This window comes from Acetonema longum DSM 6540 (genome assembly GCF_000219125.1).
Classification (GTDB): domain Bacteria; phylum Bacillota; class Negativicutes; order Sporomusales; family Acetonemataceae; genus Acetonema; species Acetonema longum.
On the sequence record NZ_AFGF01000241.1, the window covers coordinates 45,273 to 66,976 of the forward strand.

General features: G+C 47.0%; 21 protein-coding genes and 1 riboswitch. Of the genes, 2 read left to right on the top strand and 19 right to left on the bottom strand.

Annotation, left to right across the window (positions count from 1 at the left end):
- Positions 1–8: 8 nt before the first annotated feature.
- The 18 genes from rimO to ALO_RS18890 all read right to left on the bottom strand — a co-directional run bounded on the left by rimO (position 9) and on the right by ALO_RS18890 (position 18,764).
- Positions 9–1,334: a 30S ribosomal protein S12 methylthiotransferase RimO gene (rimO, locus tag ALO_RS18800; protein WP_004573537.1), complete on the bottom strand. Its 1,326-nt coding sequence runs from the start codon at positions 1,332–1,334 to the stop codon at positions 9–11.
- An 18-nt stretch (positions 1,335–1,352) separates the two neighbouring features.
- Positions 1,353–3,239 (bottom strand): YgiQ family radical SAM protein, encoded by a 1,887-nt coding sequence (locus ALO_RS18805; RefSeq protein WP_004573538.1) that lies wholly within the window; start codon positions 3,237–3,239, stop codon positions 1,353–1,355.
- 517 nt (positions 3,240–3,756) lie between these two features.
- Positions 3,757–4,530 (bottom strand): helix-turn-helix domain-containing protein, encoded by a 774-nt coding sequence (locus ALO_RS18815; RefSeq protein ID WP_004573540.1) that lies wholly within the window; start codon positions 4,528–4,530, stop codon positions 3,757–3,759.
- Positions 4,514–5,587 (bottom strand): tRNA 2-selenouridine(34) synthase MnmH, encoded by a 1,074-nt coding sequence (gene mnmH, locus ALO_RS18820; protein ID WP_040293918.1) that lies wholly within the window; start codon positions 5,585–5,587, stop codon positions 4,514–4,516. The genes ALO_RS18815 and mnmH overlap by 17 nt, the downstream gene beginning before the upstream one ends.
- Positions 5,588–5,628: 41 nt before the next feature.
- A complete protein-coding gene (locus ALO_RS23635; RefSeq protein ID WP_004573542.1) occupies positions 5,629–7,710 on the bottom strand; it encodes an FtsK/SpoIIIE family DNA translocase in 2,082 nt (693 codons plus the stop codon).
- Positions 7,711–7,874: 164 nt separating this feature from the next.
- Positions 7,875–8,114, bottom strand: a complete 240-nt coding sequence (locus ALO_RS18830; protein WP_004573543.1) for a YlzJ-like family protein — start codon at positions 8,112–8,114, stop codon at positions 7,875–7,877.
- Positions 8,111–8,878: a ClpP family protease gene (locus tag ALO_RS18835; RefSeq protein ID WP_004573544.1), complete on the bottom strand. Its 768-nt coding sequence runs from the start codon at positions 8,876–8,878 to the stop codon at positions 8,111–8,113. The genes ALO_RS18830 and ALO_RS18835 overlap by 4 nt, the downstream gene beginning before the upstream one ends.
- A gap of 127 nt (positions 8,879–9,005) precedes the next feature.
- Positions 9,006–10,676: a ribonuclease J gene (locus ALO_RS18840; RefSeq protein WP_004573545.1), complete on the bottom strand. Its 1,671-nt coding sequence runs from the start codon at positions 10,674–10,676 to the stop codon at positions 9,006–9,008.
- 253 nt (positions 10,677–10,929) lie between these two features.
- Positions 10,930–11,814, bottom strand: coding sequence for a 4-hydroxy-tetrahydrodipicolinate synthase (gene dapA, locus ALO_RS18845; protein ID WP_004573546.1), 885 nt, complete (start codon positions 11,812–11,814; stop codon positions 10,930–10,932).
- 35 nt (positions 11,815–11,849) lie between these two features.
- Complete coding sequence (gene dapG / locus ALO_RS18850; protein WP_004573547.1) at positions 11,850–13,073, bottom strand: aspartate kinase; 1,224 nt, start codon at positions 13,071–13,073, stop codon at positions 11,850–11,852.
- Positions 13,074–13,083: 10 nt separating this feature from the next.
- Complete coding sequence (locus ALO_RS18855) at positions 13,084–14,115, bottom strand: aspartate-semialdehyde dehydrogenase (protein WP_040293935.1); 1,032 nt, start codon at positions 14,113–14,115, stop codon at positions 13,084–13,086.
- Positions 14,116–14,142: 27 nt separating this feature from the next.
- Complete coding sequence (gene dapB / locus ALO_RS18860) at positions 14,143–14,937, bottom strand: 4-hydroxy-tetrahydrodipicolinate reductase (RefSeq protein WP_004573549.1); 795 nt, start codon at positions 14,935–14,937, stop codon at positions 14,143–14,145.
- Positions 14,938–15,048: 111 nt separating this feature from the next.
- A riboswitch (Lysine riboswitch) is annotated at positions 15,049–15,223 on the bottom strand.
- Positions 15,224–15,279: 56 nt separating this feature from the next.
- Positions 15,280–15,915, bottom strand: a complete 636-nt coding sequence (locus ALO_RS18865) for a general stress protein (protein ID WP_004573550.1) — start codon at positions 15,913–15,915, stop codon at positions 15,280–15,282.
- A 73-nt stretch (positions 15,916–15,988) separates the two neighbouring features.
- The gene (locus ALO_RS18870) at positions 15,989–16,270 is read right to left on the bottom strand and encodes a YlmC/YmxH family sporulation protein (RefSeq protein WP_004573551.1); all 282 of its coding nucleotides are present in this window, start codon (positions 16,268–16,270) and stop codon (positions 15,989–15,991) included.
- 72 nt (positions 16,271–16,342) lie between these two features.
- Entirely contained in the window at positions 16,343–16,651 is a 309-nt protein-coding gene (locus ALO_RS18875) for a hypothetical protein (RefSeq protein ID WP_004573552.1), read from the bottom strand.
- Between the two features lie 159 nt (positions 16,652–16,810).
- Positions 16,811–17,074, bottom strand: coding sequence for a YlmC/YmxH family sporulation protein (locus tag ALO_RS18880; RefSeq protein ID WP_004573553.1), 264 nt, complete (start codon positions 17,072–17,074; stop codon positions 16,811–16,813).
- 179 nt (positions 17,075–17,253) lie between these two features.
- A complete protein-coding gene (locus tag ALO_RS18885) occupies positions 17,254–18,408 on the bottom strand; it encodes a site-specific integrase (RefSeq protein ID WP_004573554.1) in 1,155 nt (384 codons plus the stop codon).
- Positions 18,409–18,479: 71 nt separating this feature from the next.
- On the bottom strand, positions 18,480–18,764 hold the full coding sequence (locus ALO_RS18890; protein ID WP_004573555.1) for a hypothetical protein: 285 nt from the start codon (positions 18,762–18,764) through the stop codon (positions 18,480–18,482).
- A gap of 155 nt (positions 18,765–18,919) precedes the next feature.
- Between ALO_RS18890 and ALO_RS21115 the strand changes: the two genes are divergently transcribed.
- On the top strand, positions 18,920–19,441 hold the full coding sequence (locus ALO_RS21115) for a helix-turn-helix domain-containing protein (RefSeq protein ID WP_004573556.1): 522 nt from the start codon (positions 18,920–18,922) through the stop codon (positions 19,439–19,441).
- A gap of 633 nt (positions 19,442–20,074) precedes the next feature.
- Here the strand turns inward: ALO_RS21115 and ALO_RS18900 are convergent.
- Positions 20,075–20,395, bottom strand: coding sequence for a helix-turn-helix domain-containing protein (locus ALO_RS18900; RefSeq protein WP_004573557.1), 321 nt, complete (start codon positions 20,393–20,395; stop codon positions 20,075–20,077).
- A 659-nt stretch (positions 20,396–21,054) separates the two neighbouring features.
- On the opposite strand from ALO_RS18900, the gene ALO_RS18910 reads away from it, so the two are divergent.
- The gene (locus ALO_RS18910; RefSeq protein WP_004573559.1) at positions 21,055–21,546 is read left to right on the top strand and encodes a hypothetical protein; all 492 of its coding nucleotides are present in this window, start codon (positions 21,055–21,057) and stop codon (positions 21,544–21,546) included.
- Positions 21,547–21,704: the final 158 nt, after the last annotated feature.

A 21,704-nucleotide genomic window follows, 5' to 3' on the forward strand; every position in this document is an offset into this window, starting at 1 on the left:
CAAGCAGACTATAACTTTTCGCCCAATAAATCATATGCAAAACCTTGCACGATCCTTACCTTGACGAATTCACCGGCAGGCAGCGCTGAAGCACTTTCAATATAAATATGGCCGTCAACATCAGGTGCTTCCCGGTAAGAACGGCCCATCATCACCCGATCTTGTTCGGTGGCTCCTTCGATCAGAACATCCAGTATCTGCATTTCCATGCTCTGATTGATCTGTTCGGAAATTTGGGATTGGATGGCCATTAATTCATGGTACCGTTCCTGTTTAGTTTCGTCTGCAATTTGATCCTCCAAGGCGGCGGCAACCGTCCCTTCTTCCTGCGAATAGGTAAAGATGCCCACATGCTCAAACCGCTGCTCACTGATAAAGTTACGCAGATTTTGAAATTGTTGTTCTGTTTCACCGGGAAAACCGACAATAAAAGACGTCCGGACGGCCACGCCGGGAATACGGCTTCTGATCTTAGCCAGCAGGACTTCAATTTCATTTTGGTTGTCCGGACGGTTCATGACCTGCAGTATCGAGTCATCAATGTGCTGCAGCGGCAGATCAATATACTTACAGATTTTGGGTTCTTTGGCGATCAGGTCAATCAGATCATCCGTAAAATATTTAGGGTAACAATACAAAATCCGGATCCAGGCGATGCCGTCAATGCGGACTAATTCTTTCAACAGACCGGTGAGCTTAGGTCCGTCATATAAATCCCGTCCATAGCTGGTGGTATCCTGGGCGATCAGGTTAATTTCCTTTACACCCCGCGCCGCAAGCTGTTTAACTTCATTCACCACTGATGCCGCAGTCCGGCTGCGAAAGGCGCCGCGAACCATGGGTATCACGCAAAAGGAGCAGCAATTACTGCAGCCCTCAGCAATTTTTACATATGCCGTATGGGAAGGCGTAGTAGTAATGCGGGGCATAGTTTCATCATAGATAGCTGGATCTTCCCCCGTCAAAAGAAGCCTTTCCTTTTTTTGCAAAACCACTTCAATAGCTTCAACCACCCGATGCCAGGCACCGGTACCTAAAATCGCGTCTACTTCCGGCAGTTCGTCCAGCAGCTCGCCCTGATAACGCTGGCCCAGACAGCCGGCAACGATCAGACAGCGGCAATGGCCGGTTTTTTTATACGCCGCCATCTGTAAGATAACCGAAATCGACTCTTCCTTGGCCGAGTCAATGAAACTGCAGGTATTTACAATAAGTATTTCAGCCTCCGCCGGGTCATCGGTAATATTTATTCCGGCTTTATCTAACAAGCCCAGCATGATTTCCGTGTCCACCAGATTCTTAGCGCATCCTAAACTGATAAATCCTGCACGCAAGACAAAACCTCCAATATTTTACTTCCCGACAAATTTGTTCTTTTGATTTCGCGACGCAGCAAGCCGCCGCTGTTTAGGTCTGGGGGCCTTATTCTGATCCCGCCTGTCATCCCGCGGCGGCCGGATCAGGCATTTGGGGCCATAACCAATCAGGTCCTGACGTTTTGCCTGGGTTAAAGCTTGATGCACCAGTTGATAATTTTGGGGATCCCGGTATTGCAAGAGAGCACGCTGCAGTTTTTTTTCCGTAAGACTTTTAGCCACATGGACCTTTTCCCCGGTAAGCGGGTGAATACCGGTATAATACATACAGGTGGAAAGGCTGCCGGGTGTGGGAATAAAATCCTGCACCTGCTCCGGATGATAACCGGTGTCCCGAAGGAATTCAGCCAGTTCAATGGCATCTTTGACGGTAGCCCCCGGATGACTGGACATAAAATAGGGCACCAAGTACTGCTTTTTATTGAGCCTTGCATTGATTTCTTTATAGAGAAAGGCAAATCGCAGGTATACTTGTTTGTCCGATTTTCCCATCAACCGGATTACCTGGGGCGATACATGCTCAGGGGCTACCTTGAGCTGCCCGCTGATATGATGCCGGCACAACTCCTCGAGAAATTCCCGATTATTACCGGCTAAAATAGCGTCATAGCGCAAGCCGGAGCGTACAAATACCTTTTTAACTCCCGGCACTTGGCGCAAGGCCCGTAAAAGTTCCAGATAGTCGCTATGATCTGTATTCAGTTGCCTGCAGGGAGAAGGAGAAAGGCAATGGCGTTCTTTACAGGTTCCCCTCTCCCCTTGGGAAGCGCAGGATGGATGACGAAAATTGGCGGTAGGGCCGCCAACATCGTGAATATATCCTTTGAAATCCGGCATTTGGGTTAAAATCCGGGCCTCACGTAAAATTGATTCCTGGCTTCTACTTTGAATTATGCGCCCCTGATGCGATACAATGGCGCAAAAGGAGCAACCCCCATAGCAGCCGCGATGACTGACAATGCTGAATTTCACCTCTTCGATGGCAGGCACCCCGCCCATGTCATCATAGGATGGGTGAAACGTTCTTTGATAAGGAAGGTCATATATTTCATCCATCTCCTCGCTGGTAAGCGGCAAAGCAGGAGAATTTTGAATCAGGAAAACATCCTGATGTTTTTGCACAAGAGTTTTACCACGGATGGGATCCTGGTCCAGATATTGCAACCTAAAGGCCTGGGCAAACTCTTGCTTATCCTCGGCTACAGCTTCATAACCAGGCATTTCGATATAATCCCAAAGATGTTCCAGCGAATCAGCCAGATAGCAGGTGCCAGGGACAGAGACTATATCAGCCGCCTTTACTCCCTGGGACAGTTGGGAAGCGATATCAAGAACCTGTTTTTCTCCCATGCCGTACACCAGAAGGTCAGCCCGGCTGTCCACCAAAATGGAGCGGCGCACAGAGTCCGACCAATAGTCGTAATGCGCAAATCTTCTTAAACTAGCCTCAATACCGCCAATGATAATGGGAACGCTTTTCCACAGTTCCCGTACCCGATTGCTGTAGACAATGCTAGTCCGGTCTGGGCGCCGGCCGGCAGCGCCGCCGGGGCTGTAGGAATCTTGACTACGGTATTTCTTTGCAGCGGTGAACTTATTAAGCAGCGAATCCATATTGCCGGCGGAAATCAGCACTCCCAGCCGCGGTTTCCCCAGCCGGGAAAATTCGCGGGTCGAGCGCCAATCCGGCTGGGCAATGATGCCCACCCGATAGCCATGTTTCTCTAGTAAGCGGCAGATGATGGCCGGACCAAAACTGGGGTGATCCACATAGGCGTCGCCGCTGATAAACAAAAAATCCAGCTGATCCCATCCCCGCTGTTTCATATCCTCCGGGCTGATGGGTATAAACCTGTTTTCCATGCCACTGTCTCTCCAAAAGAAAAAAGCCAATCCGGCTTTTTTCGCATTATTTAGGCAGAAAAAGGCTCTGCAAAGCAGGCTCTTTCTTGTCACTCAAAGTATGTGTCAACCGATGGCTTCTATACCCTCTCCCAAGAAACCCGTTACAACCTCATCTGTAGCCTCGAATCTGGGAGCGTTCAAAAAGGCTCAGATGCTAGGTAAGAGCAACGCCTGCGTTGTCATACTGAAGAATTTAGGTGACTTTTCGGCTTTTGAGAAAACATCCGCTACTACCTCTCTCCCGAAAAGTCACAAATTCTGATAGCGCGACGAGGACGGGCGTGAGACTGTACGTTTGGCAGGGTACGTCGATACTAGAAAGATGCGGAGCATCGTGAGATCAGGAGGAAAGCAGGTCGCTTTTCGGCGTAATCACAACAAAACTATCTGTTGCTTATGAACCTGAAAAGAGACGCTTTCCGAACGAGTCCGCCCGCAGGAGCAACGACGCAGATGAGCCTTTTTCAACGGTCCCTTAGCGGGCGGTGAAGTTTTTGACCACCACCTGCCCATTTCTTCCTTGGACACCTAAAAATTGTCCATTATAGGTCAGTTCCACGGCAGCCGCATTACCAAAGCGCAGTTCCATGGCCTTTTGTGCTTCCCAGGTCAGAATCTCTCCCCGTTGCGGCGTTCCCTCAAAAACCAGCTTTCCGTCTGCGGTTACCCGTGTCCAAGAACGGGTGCTGAACGTGGCGACAACCACAATCGGCTTAGCTGCCGGCTTAGGTTGAACCGCTGCCGGAGGCGTTGTCGGCGTCGCTGCTTGGGAAGGCTGTACCGGCGCAACAGGCGCAGTTTGAACTTGCGGCGGAACCGGCGGCTCAGGCTGTCCCGGCAGCTGTTCGCCGCCGGTTGAATCGCCCATGAGCCACCAGGTAGTCCCTCCGCCAACAATTACGATAAAAGCAGCGATAAACAGCCATTTTTTTATAGCATCCTCAGAAGAAGACTCAGAAACAGGTGTAACCATTTCACTGCCGGTGCCGGTGGCTTGCAGCTCAGGATCAGGCGGCGTTTGGCGGCTTTGCCGATACAGTTCGACGAATTCAGCCCCGTTTAAGCCCAAGAAATTAGCATAATTGCGTATAAATCCTTTCAAAAAGACTTCACCGGGAGAAACAGAATAATTTCCTTGCTCAATGGCCTCTAAATATAATGCTCGAATGTTCGTGGCATTTTCAATATCCTTCAATGTTAGTCCCTTTTTTTCCCGTTCGGCGCGTAGCATTTCACCCAAAGATGGCATTAGCGTTACCTCCTTGTTTAATATAGGCAATAATCTGATCAGCAGCTTCATCCAAATTCTCAGCGCAAACACAATAGTCAAAATCAGTGAGACCCGCCGTTTCATATCCATACAGTGGATCATAATAGTGAAGCAGCAATTGCTCAACCATATCGGCAATCTGCCCTTGCAGGAAATTATCCCGCAGGGTGTTCGTCAGATGATTACCAAGCCGTTTCCGCAAGCTTTCCAGGCTGGCAAAAACCGCATCCGTCAAGTCCGGGCCAGTTTCCATATACTCATCCATCAGACGACGTGTCCGGGTTTTGATACTAGCCGTGACCAATATCCTGATTCCTTGCTGCATGGCCTGATGGAAAAAATCCGGCAAGTACACATTTCCAATTCGCTTGCTCTCACACTCCACCACAATATAAGGCTCTGTATTCATGCTTTGAAGCTGACCTAAAAGATGAGCATCAAAATTTTGCGCTGTAGCCGGCTTTCCCAGACCCAAATGGCCAAAAGCCGATCCCCGGTGATTTGCCAGTTGCTCCAGATCAATCATGGCCTGGCCCCTTGCGGCAAGTTTGGCCAATAAGGTTGTTTTTCCCACCCCGGTAGAGCCGCACAAAACAGCGATCCGAGGCTTGAGAGGAAATTTCTGCAGTTTATTCAGTATCTGATTGCGGTATGCTTTATATCCTCCTGACAGTTGGTACGCCTGGATTCCCATCAAATCAAGAATCATTACCAGGGATTTGGAGCGCATGCCGCCTCGCCAGCAATATACCACGATCGGACGTTCCCGGCAATTTAATTCTTTTACCCGGTTGACGATATCCGATAATTTGCCGGAAGCGATAGCCAACCCTACATCCTTCGCTTCATCTGAGCCAACTGTTTTGTAAAGGGTCCCCACCCGTGCCCTCTCTTCATCGGAGAACAGCGGGATGTTAACGGCGCCGACGATGGCACCGTGCCGATACTCCGATGGCGAGCGCACGTCGATAAATAGCGGGAGGACATCCGGGGAAAACATTTTTTCACACTCTTCCAGTGAAATAACTTTAGGCACTTTTGTTCACCAACATCATTGCAGTATATCTTGATCTATTGTTAGCTCTTAAAATAACGGCCGTAAACCTGATCGCTGGTCATCAAAATTTCGCGAGGTTTACTCCCAATATTGGGGCCGACAATTTTCATTTCTTCCATGGCGTCAATGAGACGTGCTGCCCGCGTATAGCCGATCCTGAACTTGCGCTGCAACATGGAAACTGAAGCCTGACCTGTTTCCATAACCACACGAACGGCTTCTTCCAGCATCTCATCCTGGGGTGCTGACTCCTGCTTTTTTTCTTCCTCCGGTGAAAAAGAAGCAATTTCTTCCAGATATTTTGGTTCTCCTTGCATTTTTACATAATGGATTAAAGCTTCCACTTCCTGATCGGATATAAATGCCCCCTGGATGCGTATGGGCTTATTAGAGCCAATGGGGCTAAACAACATGTCCCCTTTTCCCACTAATTTTTCCGCTCCGCCCATGTCCAATATCGTGCGAGAGTCGACCTGGGACGATACGGCGAAAGCAATTCGGGACGGAATATTGGCTTTTATCGTCCCGGTAATGACATCAACAGAAGGTCTTTGGGTCGCCAGCACCAAGTGCAGGCCTGCCGCTCTCGCCTTTTGCGCCAAACGGCAAATCGCATCCTCAACATCCACAGGCGCCACCATCATTAGATCGGCCAATTCGTCGATGATAATGACCACCCAAGGAATGGCTTCAGCTTGATGCATTTCATTATACCGCTGGATATCCCTCACGCCGGTTTCGGCGAACAAACTATAGCGGCGCTCCATCTCCTGCACAGCCCAGCGCAGAGTGGTAGCAGCCTTTTGCGGATCGGTGACAACCGCACTCATGAGATGAGGAATACCATTATAATTAGATAACTCCACCATTTTGGGATCAATTAGGATAAATTTTACCTGATTGGGTCGAGCCTTAAATAGCAAACTGGTGATGATCGTATTAATGCATACGCTTTTGCCGGAACCGGTAGAGCCGGCTACCAATAAATGCGGCATCTTCGAGAGATCTGCCACAATTGATTTTCCCGCAATATCTTTGCCCAGCGCTACGGTAAGAGGCGAAGCAGACTGTTGAAACTCACTGCTTTCCAACACCTCCCGCAACGGGACACTGGATACTTCTTTATTGGGTACTTCAATTCCCACCGCTGCCTTGCCGGGAATGGGCGCTTCAATGCGAACTCCGGATGCTGCCAGTTTCAGGGCGATATCGTCAGCCAAATTGACAATTTTGCTCACTTTAACTCCTGGCGCTGGTTCAAGTTCATAGCGGGTGATGGTAGGCCCTTGACAAGTATTGATAATCCTGGCCCCTACGCCGAAATTAGCCAGAGTTTCCTCCAGCAATTTGGCGTTATCCACCAATTCCTTCTGCATTTTTAAGGAGCGGGGTTTTTGATTTTTCGTGAGAATACTCAACGGTGGAATCGTGTAAACATGAACTTGCTCCAAATTCGATGCAATCGCACGAAATTCCTCTGTATCTTTCGCTGTTGTTAAAATAGGACTCTGATCAGAAGTTACCGCAGGCAGCAAGAGGGGTGCCTCCGGATGCTGCCTGCTTATCTGGCGATTTTGATCAAAAAAGGATTCCCTGTCCCAATCGGTCACGCTCGTAGATTGTTCTGATGCGGCTGTCTGCTTACGGGCAAGAAACCAATGATCCACTGTTTTTTCCCGGGCAGTGTCAATGCCTTCACGCAGAGACCACATAGTGGCTAATAGCATACCGCACACCGAGAAAGAAAGCAAAAATACCCAAGCACCATGATTGCCGACCAGTTTGCGCAGCACAAACAAAAATAATCCGCCAATCAGACCTCCGCCGGGAATTAAACTTTCCGGCAGTATCTCCTGGCCGACAGGGATGCAGACAATGTGGATAAAGGCCAAAAGACACAAATACAGCATGAAAAGACCCCAAAACCTCGCTGAATAGCTTATACCACAGCGCATCCAAATATAACGGGTACCGACAATAATGATCATGACGGGGAAGACCGGGGCTCCCATCCCCAGAGAATATTGTAACATTTTTGAAATATAGGTTCCCAGTGTTCCGTTATCAGGGCTAAATAAACTTATCAAAGACAACAGACCCACTGTCGTCAGAGCTATCCCTATTAACTCATATCTTATCTCATCTGACAGTTCTGAGAAGAACTTTGGCAAATGTACCACCTCTTAGAAATGGTTCTACATATTGCCGCGAAATCCTTCATTATTACGCAATTAGCCGGGATGTTCGGAATTTAAAAGTACTCTCATTACGAGAGCACCTCTAAAGACGGCCTATATGTCAAAATACTGCCAGGCTGCAAGTCAGAGCGCAGATAGTCTTCGGGATTGGTGGTCAGGATTCGGACGACTTGATATTCAGCGGCGGAAACTTTGCTGACCTGCAGCCGGATGCCCTGATACTCCAGTTCTTCCAAAACCGGAATCTCCGGGTCAGCAGCAGAGGCAACCACCGTTTCTATAGGCATTACGGTCCACAATACACTCATTGTTTTAACACCGAGGCTTCTTTTTGCAGCTTAATTAATTCATAGAGTTTATTTAATGCTTGGGATACTCCGCCTACCTCATCCACCAGGCCTATTTTTACAGCGTCTCTGCCGACGACTGAAGTGCCGATATCCCGCGACAGCTCTCCGGTCTTAAACAAGAGTTCTCTCCATTTATCCTCGGTCACATGAGAATGACTAATGACAAATTTATTGACCCTTTCCTGCATTTTCTCCAAATAATCGAATGAACTTTGGGCTCCAATCACCAGACCGGTTAAACGGATTGGATGAATCGTCATACTGGCACTTTCCACAATAAAGGAACGAGTGGCTGAAACCGCGATGGGCACGCCGATACTATGCCCTCCTCCCAGCACAATAGAAACGGAAGGCTTGGACATACTGGATACCATTTCGGCAATGGCTAATCCTGCTTCCACATCTCCGCCCACAGTGTTCAGAAGCATTAATAAGCCCTCAATTTCCTGATTTTGCTCAATGGCAACCAATTGCGGCATGAGATGTTCGTATTTCGTCGTTTTATTCTGTGGTGGAAGTACCATATGGCCTTCTACCTGTCCGATGATGGTCATAACATGAACATTGCTTTTTACCGTTGGAATCTCAGTACTTCCCATTTCCCGGATGTTGTCCACAGTCTCAGACTTTCTGTGCCGGCGTTTTGGTTCCGGAGAAATGTGGCGGGGCGTATCCGGGTTTTCCGTGGTATCAGGTAAAACAGGTTTAATGATGTCTGGCATGAATACCCTCCTAAATAAAGTATGGCATCTGATTCTCGTTGGCCTGATGATCAAGTCGTTCTAATTTCTATTATTAACAAAAAAAACCGGGGAAATTCCCCAGTTTTTTAGATTGTGCGCAAAAGCGCTATACTTCCATAATAATCGGTAAAATCATAGGCCGACGGCGGGTCTTTTCGTAAAGATATTTACCTAACATATCCCGGACACTAGTTTTAATCATGGCCCATTCGGTTCCGCTGTTCAATTCGCATTTTTCCAGTGCCTGATTTACTTTTTCCTTGGCCTCTTCCATCAGCTGTTCCGATTCCCTCACATAGACAAAGCCCCGGGATACAATATCCGGCCCGGCTACCAGACATCCTCGCTTTTTATCGATCGTTAGTACTACGACTAATATTCCGTCCTGGGAAAGTTGCTTCCGGTCCCGCAACACGATATTGCCTACATCGCCCACTCCTAAACCGTCAACCAGCACACGGCCAGCTGTCACTTTGGAGGTAATAGCGCCTTTATCCCGGCTAAGTTCGATAACATGTCCGTTTTCTGCCACAAAAATGTTTTCTTTGGGCGTTCCTAAATCCTGGGCCAGCTTAGCATGCTTTTTTAAGTGGCGGTACTCGCCGTGCAGCGGAATAAAGAACTTGGGACGAATCAGGTTGTGCATCAGCTTAAGTTCTTCCTGGCTGGCATGCCCGGAAACATGGATGCCGGATTCCCGGTCATACACCACTTCGGCGCCCTGCCGAAATAAAAAATCAATCGTCCGGGATACCATCTTCTCATTGCCGGGGATCGGAGTGGCGGAAATGATAACCGTATCCCCGGGGACAATCTCCACCTTCTTGTGATCAGACATAGCCATCCGGGTCAGTGAAGCCATAGGCTCACCTTGGCTGCCAGTCGTCAGTATGACTACTGCGGCAGAAGGATACTTGCCGATTGCGTCAATATCGATTAAAAGACCGTCTTCAATCGTTAAATACCCTAACTCCAATGCAATATTCACAATGCTTTGCATGCTGTGCCCGATAATGGCAACCTTGCGCTTATACTTTCGCGCCGTATCTATCGCCTGCTGGATGCGGTGCACATTCGATGAGAAAGAAGCAATAATAATACGGTCTCTGGCGTGATGAAAAACTTCATCAAAATGCATTCCAACCGTTCGTTCACTGATGGTAAAGCCTGTCCGGTCAGAGTTTGTGCTATCGGCCAAAAGAGCTAAAACCCCTTGATCGCCAAGATCGGCCAGTCTGTGAAAATCAGTCACTTTTTCCTTTCCGTCCACAGGCGTCTGGTCAAATTTAAAGTCGCCGGTATGCACAATCGTTCCGACGGGAGTTTTTACCGATATGGCCACGGAATCAGGAATACTATGATTCACACGAATAAATCCGACCTGGAAAACACCCAGTTGAACCCTGTCGCCGGGTTGAACCGGAATCAGGTCGGCTTTAGCAACATTATTCTCCTTCAGTTTGCCGCCCAGGATTCCCAATGTCAAACGTGTCCCATACACCGGAACATTTAATTGCTTCAATACATAGGGAAGGGCCCCGATATGGTCCTCGTGCCCATGAGTAAGAATGATGGCCCTGACAAAATCACGGTTTTCCAATAAATAGGTGATATCCGGTATGACTAAATCAATACCCGGCATATCGTCCTCCGGAAACATTAAACCACAGTCTATCACGATAATATCGTCACCGTAGCGTATTACCGTCATATTCTTGCCGATTTCACCCAGTCCACCTAAAGGAATGATTTGAATTTTAGGGGGAGTTTTTGCCAAAAAAAGATACACCTCCAGATTCCGAACAATCTTTCACCAGCAATAATGATATTTCCGCCCATGAATACCAACATTAGCTAAATCCGACCGTTCATATTGATTCACTAAAATTATATCCTATTTCGATTGAGGCAACAAGTAGATAACCATAAGGTTGGAAATAATGGAACCTTTGTCCCAATCAAAAACCCCAGGCAGAAGAAAGTCCCGGTCCAATCAGACCGGGACAGAATTATCCCTTACTCACATAGTATTACGCATGGATTCCCAACTTATTCATTGCATTTTTAAATTGTTCTATTTCCTGAGAGGTGGCTGCAACCAAGGGCAGTCTCAGAGGGCCTACCTCATGGCCGGTTAATTGCATGCAGGTTTTGATTGGAATTGGGTTGGTGGTAATAAAAATGACTTTGAAGAATGGCAGCAATTCAAGATGAATTGTCTTGGCCAGGTCATGTTTGCCACTGAAAAATGCCTGAATCATCTCCTGCATCCGCACACCTACAACATGAGCCGCCACACTGATAATCCCCGTACCGCCAATGGAGAGAATCGGCAGCGTCAGGCTGTCATCGCCGCTATACACGAAAAAATCTTTGGGCGTAATCCGGACAACCTCCGATATTTGATCCAAGTTGCCGCTGGATTCTTTCACGGCCACGATATTTTCCACGGCAGCCAGCCGGGCAATCGTCTCCGGCATAATGTTGGAGGCAGTACGTCCCGGTACATTATACAAAATAACCGGCAGCTGCGTCGCTTCTGCGATAGCACGAAAATGACGATACATGCCTTCCTGAGGCGGCTTATTATAATAAGGTCCTACTAGCATGGCGCCGTGGACACCCAGTTTTTCCGCTTCCCGGGTCAATAGAATCGAAGTTTGGGTATCATTAGAACCGGTGCCGGCAATTACTGTTGCTTTATCACCTACCGCATCCAGCACTGTGGAAAATAATTCTAATTTTTCTGTCGCGGTGAGAGTAGCTGCCTCACCGGTGCTGCCGCCAACTACTAAACCGTCCGAGCCATTAGCCACCAGATGCCGCGCCAGGCGGGCCGCTGCCTGATGATTCACGGAAAAATCCTCATGAAAGGGAGTGACCATAGCCGTGAGAAGTCTTCCAAAATTTTTCATTTTTTCTTCACCTCGCATAAAAGTACACTAAGCGACTAAACAGATGCCAACCCAAATTGTTCATGTAGAGCAGTGACCGCTTGAGCTAAATCACTCTGTTTGACCAACACCGAGATCGAGGCATTGGAGTCAACGGTTTGCATGATAGGGATGCGGTGTTGCGCCAGAGCTTCAACAAAACTGGCCATCACGCCGGGAACCTCCCGCATGCCGCCCCCCACAACAGAAACCTTGGCGCAGTTCAAGACGGCTTCAACCTGAAAGCCGTTTTTCTCCAGGATTTTCGTGGCCGTTTCCGCCAGGTCCTGAGGAATCGTGAACATAACCCAATCGGGCAGAACGTTGATCAGATCTACGCTGATTTTATGATCCGACATGGCTTTGAAAACCTTGAAAGCGGCGTCGCAAGCAACATTATCCCCTAAACTCACCCGAATCTGGGCGATATGATTCATATAGGTAACACCGGTAGCAACCCGGTCTGCCACGTATATGCCATCGGTATCTTCTTTACTGAGATTAGTAATAAGGGTGCCAGGCATATCGGAGAAAGTAGACTTAACAATCAGCGGTATATTTTTTTGCATGGCAATTTCCACCGCCCTCGGATGAATCACTTTTGCCCCTTGCTGGGCCAACTGACATACTTCGCCGTAACTGATCATATCCAGAATTTTGGCATTGTTGACAATGCGTGGGTCAGCCGTCATAATGCCATCCACATCAGTATAAATCTCCACCATTTGTGCGTTAAGGGCTGCCCCCAGTGCCGAAGCTGTCGTGTCGCTTCCGCCTCGGCCCAAAGTGGTGAACTCATCATCGGTTGTTGTTCCCTGGAACCCGCAAACCACAGGGGTTTTCCCTGTTTTCAACAAATAGAGAAGCCGCGATGGTTCTACTTTTTGTATGCGGGCGTTATTAAAATTATGATCTGTCACAATGCCGGCCTGACCACCTGTCAACATAAGAGCGTCAATCCCTGCAGCCTGCAGCGTACCGGCCATGATGACCGCCGATATGATCTCGCCGCAGCACATGATCTGATCCATTTCCCGCGCTGAAATTCCGGGACAGACAGAATGGGCTAATTCAATCAGGGTGTCGGTTGCGTATGGTTCTCCCTTTCTCCCCATGGCCGACACGACAACAACGGTTTGAAATCCCTGCTCCTGCGCTGCTGCTATTTTCTCCACAACTTTTTCCCGGGCTTCAGCCGTAGCCACGGAAGTTCCCCCAAATTTCTGCACTACAATACGCATAGCAAACACCTCAAACTAAATTGTTATCAATCATATATTCGGCGATTTGGAGCGCATTTAACGCAGCCCCCTTGCGAATCTGGTCCCCCACAACCCACATGTTAAGGCCATACTTCACGGAAGAATCTTTGCGAATACGCCCGACAAATACTTCGTCCCGGTCCGAGACAAAAAGCGGCATGGGATACTCCATTTGCACCGGATCATCCTGTACCACCACGCCGGGAAACTCTGCGAGCAACGCCTTGGTTTCCTCAATCGATAGATCTTTTTCTAATTCAATATTCACCGACTCGGAATGACTGCGATAAACCGGAACCCGCACTGTGGTTGCAGTAATGCCGATGCTGTCATCATTCAGGATCTTATGGGTTTCGTCCACCATTTTTATTTCTTCTTTGGTATACCCGCTATCCAGGAATTTATCAATTTGCGGGATCAAGTTGAACGCAATCTGATAATGTTTTTCCAAACTTGCACTGGGAAGTATTTTAGCGGTAACAGGCCGGTTTGCACCAATGCTTTTTACCTGGTTGGTCAATTCATCAATAGCTTCTTTGCCGGCACCGGAAACCGCCTGATAAGTAGATACAACAACACGCTTTATTTTAGCCCGGTCGTGGATTGGTTTCAACGCCATCACCATAATGATTGTGGAACAGTTAGGATTAGCAATAATGCCTTGGTGATTCCTGATGGCTTCAGGGTTCACTTCCGGTACAATCAAAGGGACATTGGGATCCATCCGGAAGGTGCTGGAGTTGTCAATAACCACTGCCCCACGCTTGACCGCTTCCGGCGCAAAGGTCTTACTGGCGGATCCTCCTGCAAATAAAGCAATATGAACATCGTTAAATGAGTCAGGTACGGCTTCTTCCACAACAAATGTTTTTCCCATGAATTCAATTTTCTTGCCGGCAGATCGCTCCGACGCCAAAAGTTTCAATTCAGCATAAGGAAAATTCCGTTCTTCAATCAGTTTTAAAAATTCCTGCCCCACTACGCCGGTGGCGCCTAGTATAGCAACATTGTACTTTTTCACCAGATCCACTCCCATCTTTAATCCACTTCAATCTAAAATGTTTTCCAATCCGTAAACACATCCGTTGACCGTTAACACTTTCTTACAGGCTAATACTACTCCGGGCATGAAGGATTCGCGGGAAATGGAATCATGACGAATGCTGAGGGTTTGCCCCAGTCCGCCGAATATCACCTCTTGATGGGCAACATAGCCCGGTAATCGTATACTATGTATGCGCATACCGGAAAGTTCCCCCCCACGGCTTCCGGGAATTTTTTCCACTTCTTGTGGGTGCCCCTGTTTTAAATAGCCCCGGCTCTTTTCAATTAATTCAGCCGTGCGTAAAGCAGTACCGGATGGTGAATCCAATTTTTGGTCATGATGCATTTCAATGATTTCAGCATGAGGCAATATTTTAGCTGCCTCCTGGGACAGACGCATCATTAAAACGGCACCGATGGAAAAATTGGGGGCGATGATGGCATTCACACCACTAGTGCGGCATAAAGATTCCACCGCAGCGATATCGGCCGCACTCATTCCGGTTGTTCCCACCACCGGACATACGCCATTGCGAATCGCGATCTTAAGATTATTTAATACCGCACCAGGATTCGTAAAATCGACCATAACCTGGGGCTTAGTTTCTTTAATGACCGTGTCTAAATCATTGCCGACAATGACGCCTATCTTCTCTGTCCCGATTAAACTGCCTACATCGGCAAAACCGGAATGAATATCCACTGCTCCCACAACACTCAACTGCTCATCCTGATGAACCGCTTTCAGAACTTCCCGCCCCATTTTACCGTAAGCGCCGCACACAAGTACTCTGATCACAATTAACACCTCCTTAAAAAATAAAAACAGCCAGTTTCTATCCCCATCTGGCTGTTTTCACAGACAAGTCAAACAAGGAAGATTCAAAGTTGTACTTCCCTATATGACAACTGATGAGATAGCGCTCCACCAAAAAAATTTGGTGACAGTTTTGCACCTGTTTAATGCAAAACCAGTGCGACCGATCCGGTATCATGCCGCACTTCGGCAGTCAACCCTTTCCTTTCAGATCATCAGCACCACTCTTCCTGAAAGTACTCTTGTTGCCCGCACCTCTACCTGCATATTCTTATTTAATTGTATGTTTATTGTATATCATTGGCTACCAAAGTGTCAACGATTTTAGCGGCTGTTGTGAGATTCCACTTCCTGGGCGCCATTTTGCCGCAAAACCAGGGCCGCTTTGTCCACATTGGAGGGGGAAGTGCGGATCACAGCCAGTATGCCGCCTTCTTTGACTCTATTTTCATAGTGTTCACTTACCTCAGCCGGGATGCCCCAGTCAATCAGGCCGCCGGCAACGCCGCCCATCAGGGCTCCGCTAAGAGCAGCCGCAATCGGACCGGCAGCGACAACGGGCCCCAGCCCGGGGATTGCCAATGCCCCCGCGCCCAAAAGCAGGCCGCCAATGCCGCCGATGGTGCCGCCGGTCAGGGTGCCGTCAGTGATATCATCGTCTTCATATTCTGTGGTACCCTGTTCTTCCCGGGTTTTTTCCTTTTTCGTTACGATATTGATTTCTTCGTTGGTAAATCCTTGTTGCCGCAAATTGGAAACCGCTTTCTCCGCATTCTGGACCGAAGAGAAAACGCCGATAACCACTTTTTGGCCAGTACCTCCGGCGGCGGAATTCACCGTGCCGGCAGAGGTCGGTTGCGCCTGACTGGAAAGAGATGATGTCTGCAAGGCGGATACATCGCTGTTTTGTTGAGAAGCAGCACTGTCTTGCAAATTGTTGGGATTCTGTTGAGTAGCCATATTCACAGTACCTCCTTATTTTATGCAGAATTTGCTACGGTAGTAGGCTACCCGAAAATATGGCTAAGTATACCTATCGGGAATTCTGTCCTCGCTGGCGAAAAATCCGTTCAAAAGAATTGCTTAGATCTACAATAATAACTTCATCACCGATCCGCTTAATGGAGTGCCAGGGAATCACAGGCGATTTGGAATCGCCGAAAAAATGAAATAACCCCCCGCGGTTAGGCAGGACGATAGTTTCAATTGTACCGCTTTGACTGTCAAATGTAAGGTCACAATCCTCAATGACGCCTAACCTGGCTCCGTCTTCAATATTGATGACCTCTTTACCCGTTAAATCGCTCAAACGCATCTTATCACCTCTGTACATATTTTGATCCGCATAACGGAACGGAATTCTTCTTCCCTCATTACTGCGTATCGCTTAAACAAATCGTTTCCAGAGCGGTTGTACCACGGCCGAAAGAATAGCGAAAAGTGCCAGAGGATCAAAAGAAACTTCAAATAGTTCCAAGGTTTGGGGCAAATCAATTTTTAAAAAGGATATCAGCATAATAATGGATAAATAGACTCCGCCGGCTGTTCCAACCAGCTCTTGCAAGGCCATTGATAATGGAGACTGTCTGACGGTATGTTCATTCAATTCAAAGTTATGCCGGTAGTATCGTATTCTTAGCCAAATCGAAACGAGGATAGCGCCGCCCAGTACAATTATCCCCAGCCAAACACGCATCCGAATCCCCCCGCTATATGGTTATGGTCAATGCCGGCATTTTATGTCCAAAAACTCGAATTGGCATTACCTGAACGAATAGCACGACAAAAAAGACCCACCCGGGTCTTTCCATGAGTCAGCAATCAGCAGGCACCGGTCAGCCATCCGTTCTCTCAATTACCTCTCGAGACGCGCCATATCCCCGGCAGCTGCCGTTTCTACTAAAATTACATCGTAACCGATTTTCTGTATCTTTTCCCATCCAATCACAATATCATCATTACGGCCAAAAAGACCCAGAAACTTCCCGGATCCGGGGACGACAATCGCTGTCAACTTTCCTGTTTCAACATCAATTTCGATATCGGTGATCGTGCCCAACCGTCTGCCGTCAATTGTATTAACGACTTCTTTCATTTTTAAGTCACTAGTCTTTAACACATCCTTCACCCCCGCCCCTATTCCCTAACATTATATGAAGGACAAAGGATATATGCGACTAGTTTATTTATTATTTTTTATAGTGTTCTCCAATGCCTGGTTTTGCTGCATCTTTAACTATTTATGATCGTTAAGAGTTAACCATTTTTAGAGCTAACTGTCTCAAAAACTGTCCCAGCCTATACCCCATAATAGGCAGCAACAGCCTGCGTAACAGTCTCTGCATCGCCTGGTAAAAGGTGGCCATAAACATCCAAAGTGATACTTGTTTTTGCATGCCCTAAAATTTTCGATATAGCCTTTATGTTTAATCCCTGGCTGATTGCCACAGAAGCGAAGGTATGCCGTAGTTGGTGAAAGGTTCGTCTTTCAATAGGAGTTTTAGCCATGAGTCGGGTAAATCTGCTATCTAACGTATTCGGATATGTAATATTGCCATCTGGCTCACAAAAAACAAGGTCTAAATCGTTGTACGCCTCGCCTAAGTCGTTTTTTAACCTATTCTGTTGCGCCTGGTGCCATTTCAGCACTTCAATAAGCCTGTTCCCTATGGGAATAGTACGGTACGAGGATTTTGTCTTTAATTTACCCAAATAGGGCTTTTTATCATGTGTCCTATCTACCTTGGCCTGCTGCTTGATCTCTATTCGCTTATTTTTAAAGTCAATATCAGTCCAACGAATACCGCATACTTCTCCGCGCCTTACTCCTGTATGCAGTGTGAAAAAGATGATATTGTATAGGGCGCTGCCAGACCCGCCAGTATCCAAGAGCTTTTTAACTTCCTCCTGATTGAGCGGATGAATCTCCTCTTTTTCGACCTGCGGCAGTTTGATCTTTTTGCATGGGTTTCTCAGAATTAAATGGTCTAATTCGGCAACATTTAAGGCATCAGCCAGTACAGCCTTTATTTGGCCTATATAACTAGGCGCTACTGTTTCACCCTTTTCATTTATAAATCGCTGAATGTCCACCCTTTTTACTTTGTCTATGTCCTTTTTCCCCAATGCTGTGTCCTTGATATGGTTATCAATTATGGTTTGATAGATTATGTAGGATTTTCCAGAGACAGAACTTATTTTGTTGACTTCCAGCCAGGTATCAAGCCATTCCTGCAAGGTCATTTTCTTGGCTTTTGGCTTGACGCCGGCTTCAATTGATCTTAAAAACTCTTTCTTTTTACTCAATACCTCGCCCTGACTTGCCCCGCGTATGGTTGTTCGTTCCAGGTCGTCAGTTTCCGGGTCCCGGTAAGACACCTTTAGCCACCACCGGCCATTAGCGCCTTGTTTTGGTTCTGTACCTGCTCCGTTTTCCCGTCTCGGTCTCGCCATAATCCCTTACCTCCCCGATAATGTAAAAAGGAGTAGGATTAACCTACCCCTCAAAGCCATATGCGCTGGACTTATTTTATCCTCTTAAAAATGATTTCCTCATGATCGCTTACCTTCGCTTCTATCCGGTCAAGCTGGCCCTGCTGCTGGGTTTGTCCCTCGGCCAGTGCTTTGATTGCCGGCTGAATTTTGTTTTCAATGACAAGGTTTGTTTTGGTAATTTTCTTATCTAGCTTACTAAACTGGTCAACGGTGAACTGCTGGAAGGCCGCTACCTGGTTTTCTAAAGCCTCTTGCCTACTATCCATCTTGTCCAGCTTCTCCAGTACCAGCTTTTGAAATTCTTCATTGGTCATCCGCTCCACCCCTTCCACTCTGTCTATAGAATAGCATGATTCATGGATTTTTCAAATAGATTTTCCACTATGTCAACTCTCCGCTGCCGAGCAAGCTTCCGACTGTCCTCGGCACCTGGGGTTTATCATTCCCATTAATTAAAATTGGGGAAATCATGCAGGGAAAGTCTGTTTTCCCCGTCTTAGTTATCAATCTTGTTCTATTCCGTGCATGGTTACGCCATAGTAAAATCAAACTTGCAGAGCAAAACGGTAAGTTTCCATTAAAAAATCTGGTTGCTCAGCGGAAGGTTGCTATGTTTACATTTTCTGAAAATCTAAAAAATATCATGACCATTCGTGGAGTAAACCAAAAATGGCTTGCAAATGCAACAAATACGACAGAAGCAACCATATCACGATACATAAACAAGGTTCATAAGCCAAATTCAAAATTGATTGTTAAAATTGCAGAGGCTTTAGATGTATCTGTTGATTGTCTCCTGGGAGCAACAACAGTCATTCAAATATCAAACGATATCAAAGAATCATCTATTCTCACAGCTTGCTACGCCAAATCCACAGATAGAGATAAAAAGCTCATTTGGGGAATTCTTGAGGATTACCTTACGCTGGATGAAAAGGCGGCCATCGCGCAATATTTCAGCGACAACAAGAAGTCCTCTGGGTCAGCGTAAGTGCAGAGAAAAGGTTATTCACAAAAAAGGCATCATATACGTAGACTTCACAAGAAAATAGGGAGGTGTCTCTTATGGGAGCAAAGGACCTATCGGCCTTCTTGCCGGCGTGATCGCGCAAACAAAAGGCGTATACTATGTAGCAGTTCAATTTAAGGACGGAAAGCGATCGCTGATGGAGGTATACAGAGCGATCGTCAAAGAGGTTTTTTAAGCAAATAAAGACGTCCCTTCAAACTGGTGGGGCGTCTTATTATTTTCCATCGCACCGGATTGTCCGGTGGACAGTCCATTGGACCGGGTATATATATTATATTATTATATATATGGTTATGGTAATGGTTATGGTTACACCGGATTTTTTATGTGACAGTCCACGGATTGTCCGGTGGACACTCAACCATTTATTTTCTCCCACATTGTCGATATTCTCATATAATATAAGGCTTTTCAGGTTTTTACGTTGTCTTTCCATTTTGGTTATTTTTGGATTTCAGCACGATATGTCTCTTCGTTGAAATCATGATTTTCATCATCGTTTTTCGCGGAATTGTAACGGATTATATTGGGACAGTCCTGAGGATTGTCCAAAGGACTGTGGGAGGCCGTATGAAGAAAAGGTATACTTAGGGGTCATTCCTTTTTCACAACGATATAATACCGCTCCGGTAGTTTGGGGTCCTCTTTGACCATCGACAGGATACGCCGCGCCGGTCCGTCCGGCATGTTCCGTCCAGCTTCCCACGCCTCAACCGTCTTTTTGGACACGCTCATAAAGCTTGCGAAAATCGCTTGCGACATGCCGAGGCGATTCCGGATTGCCCTGATTTCATCTGCCTTATATATCTGAGCTGACACGACAGTATAGGTATGGGTGCGGAGTTCGCGCTTTCCCTGCGCTTCCTCAAGGGCCTCTTGCAGCCCCTGCATAATACTTTCTGACGCTTTGCTCATAGTCATTTGCCTCCTAACGCCTTTTCGATCTGGTCGATAAATTGTTTAAAAATCCCTCGCTCTTCCGCTTCAATATCATTATACCCTATTTAATAGGGTCTTCCAATGGGTTTAAAAATAGGAATGTCATCGTGCAAAGGAATAGGGCGTAAACGCCCTTTAGACTGGAAATTTTCACTGGTGATAGTTTGGTATTCTTCCGGAGAGAAGTCCTTTTCTTATGGTTATATTTCGTTATGGCGTGGTATTTTAATATCTGATAATACATGTCTACATCATATCCGGCGTTAATGAGGTATTCTTTCATAGTCTCAACAGCCCTAGCTCTTTTATTGCCTCGGCCTATGCTGAGTGTGAAGAAGACAAACGCCTTACCAAAATCCCAAAAGAAGTACCCTGGTCCAGCATAGCGTGCAGCGTGTTCAACTCGTTTCTTATTCCATTTCGGCAAGGAGATTGTTAGAATCGAAATGGCAATCAATGCCATGAATTTAGCATGTTACCGAATGTTACTCAGTGTTATTCAGATGTTGCCATTAGTGTTACTACGGTGTTATGCAAGTTACTTTCATGGTAACAGGCGTTACTTGCATTTTAGTAACAATATCAGTCCCAGTAACAGTCTCTATGGTATACTGGTAAAAAAGTGAGGTGATAGCATGGCGCTATTAACCGGCGATGAACATTTCACATTTGGCGGTATGCCGACAAATTACTTACTCAATGATTTCTGGGCGTGGCAAGCCTCTGACCTTTTAAACATTGCACTTCGCGGCGCACTCGCCGAATTCATCGTAGCCAAAGCTTTAAATCTCAATATAACAGAATCGCGAAAAGAATGGGAGGCTTTCGACCTGCTCTATGAGGGTATTGGCGAGAGCGGCGGGCGCATCGAAGTCAAATCTTCCGCTTTCCTGCAATTTTGGGAACAAAAGGCTTACTCTCGCATCCAGTTCAGCATTAGACCGGCGCTGACGTGGTCATCAGCGAACGGCTTTAATGGTGAGGCGAAGCGGCAATCTGATTTATACGTTTTTTGCCTCTTCAATGCTATGGACAATGTGACTGCCAACCCGCTCAATCTTATCAGTGGGAAAGCAGAGCCGTCTAACTCTATCTTCCCTTCTGGACCTCGGCCCGCTGACGGCTGACTATGGTATACTCGGCGCAACGGTAAAACTTGTGCTGCTCAGAGAGATTGACGGCGGCGCGGTCTCTGAAATTGAGGAGCTAGAGCGGCAAATCAAAGCATACGAACTGATTGATAAGGTCCATGCCCCGCATAAACGAAAATAAGCGCCTGCAACGG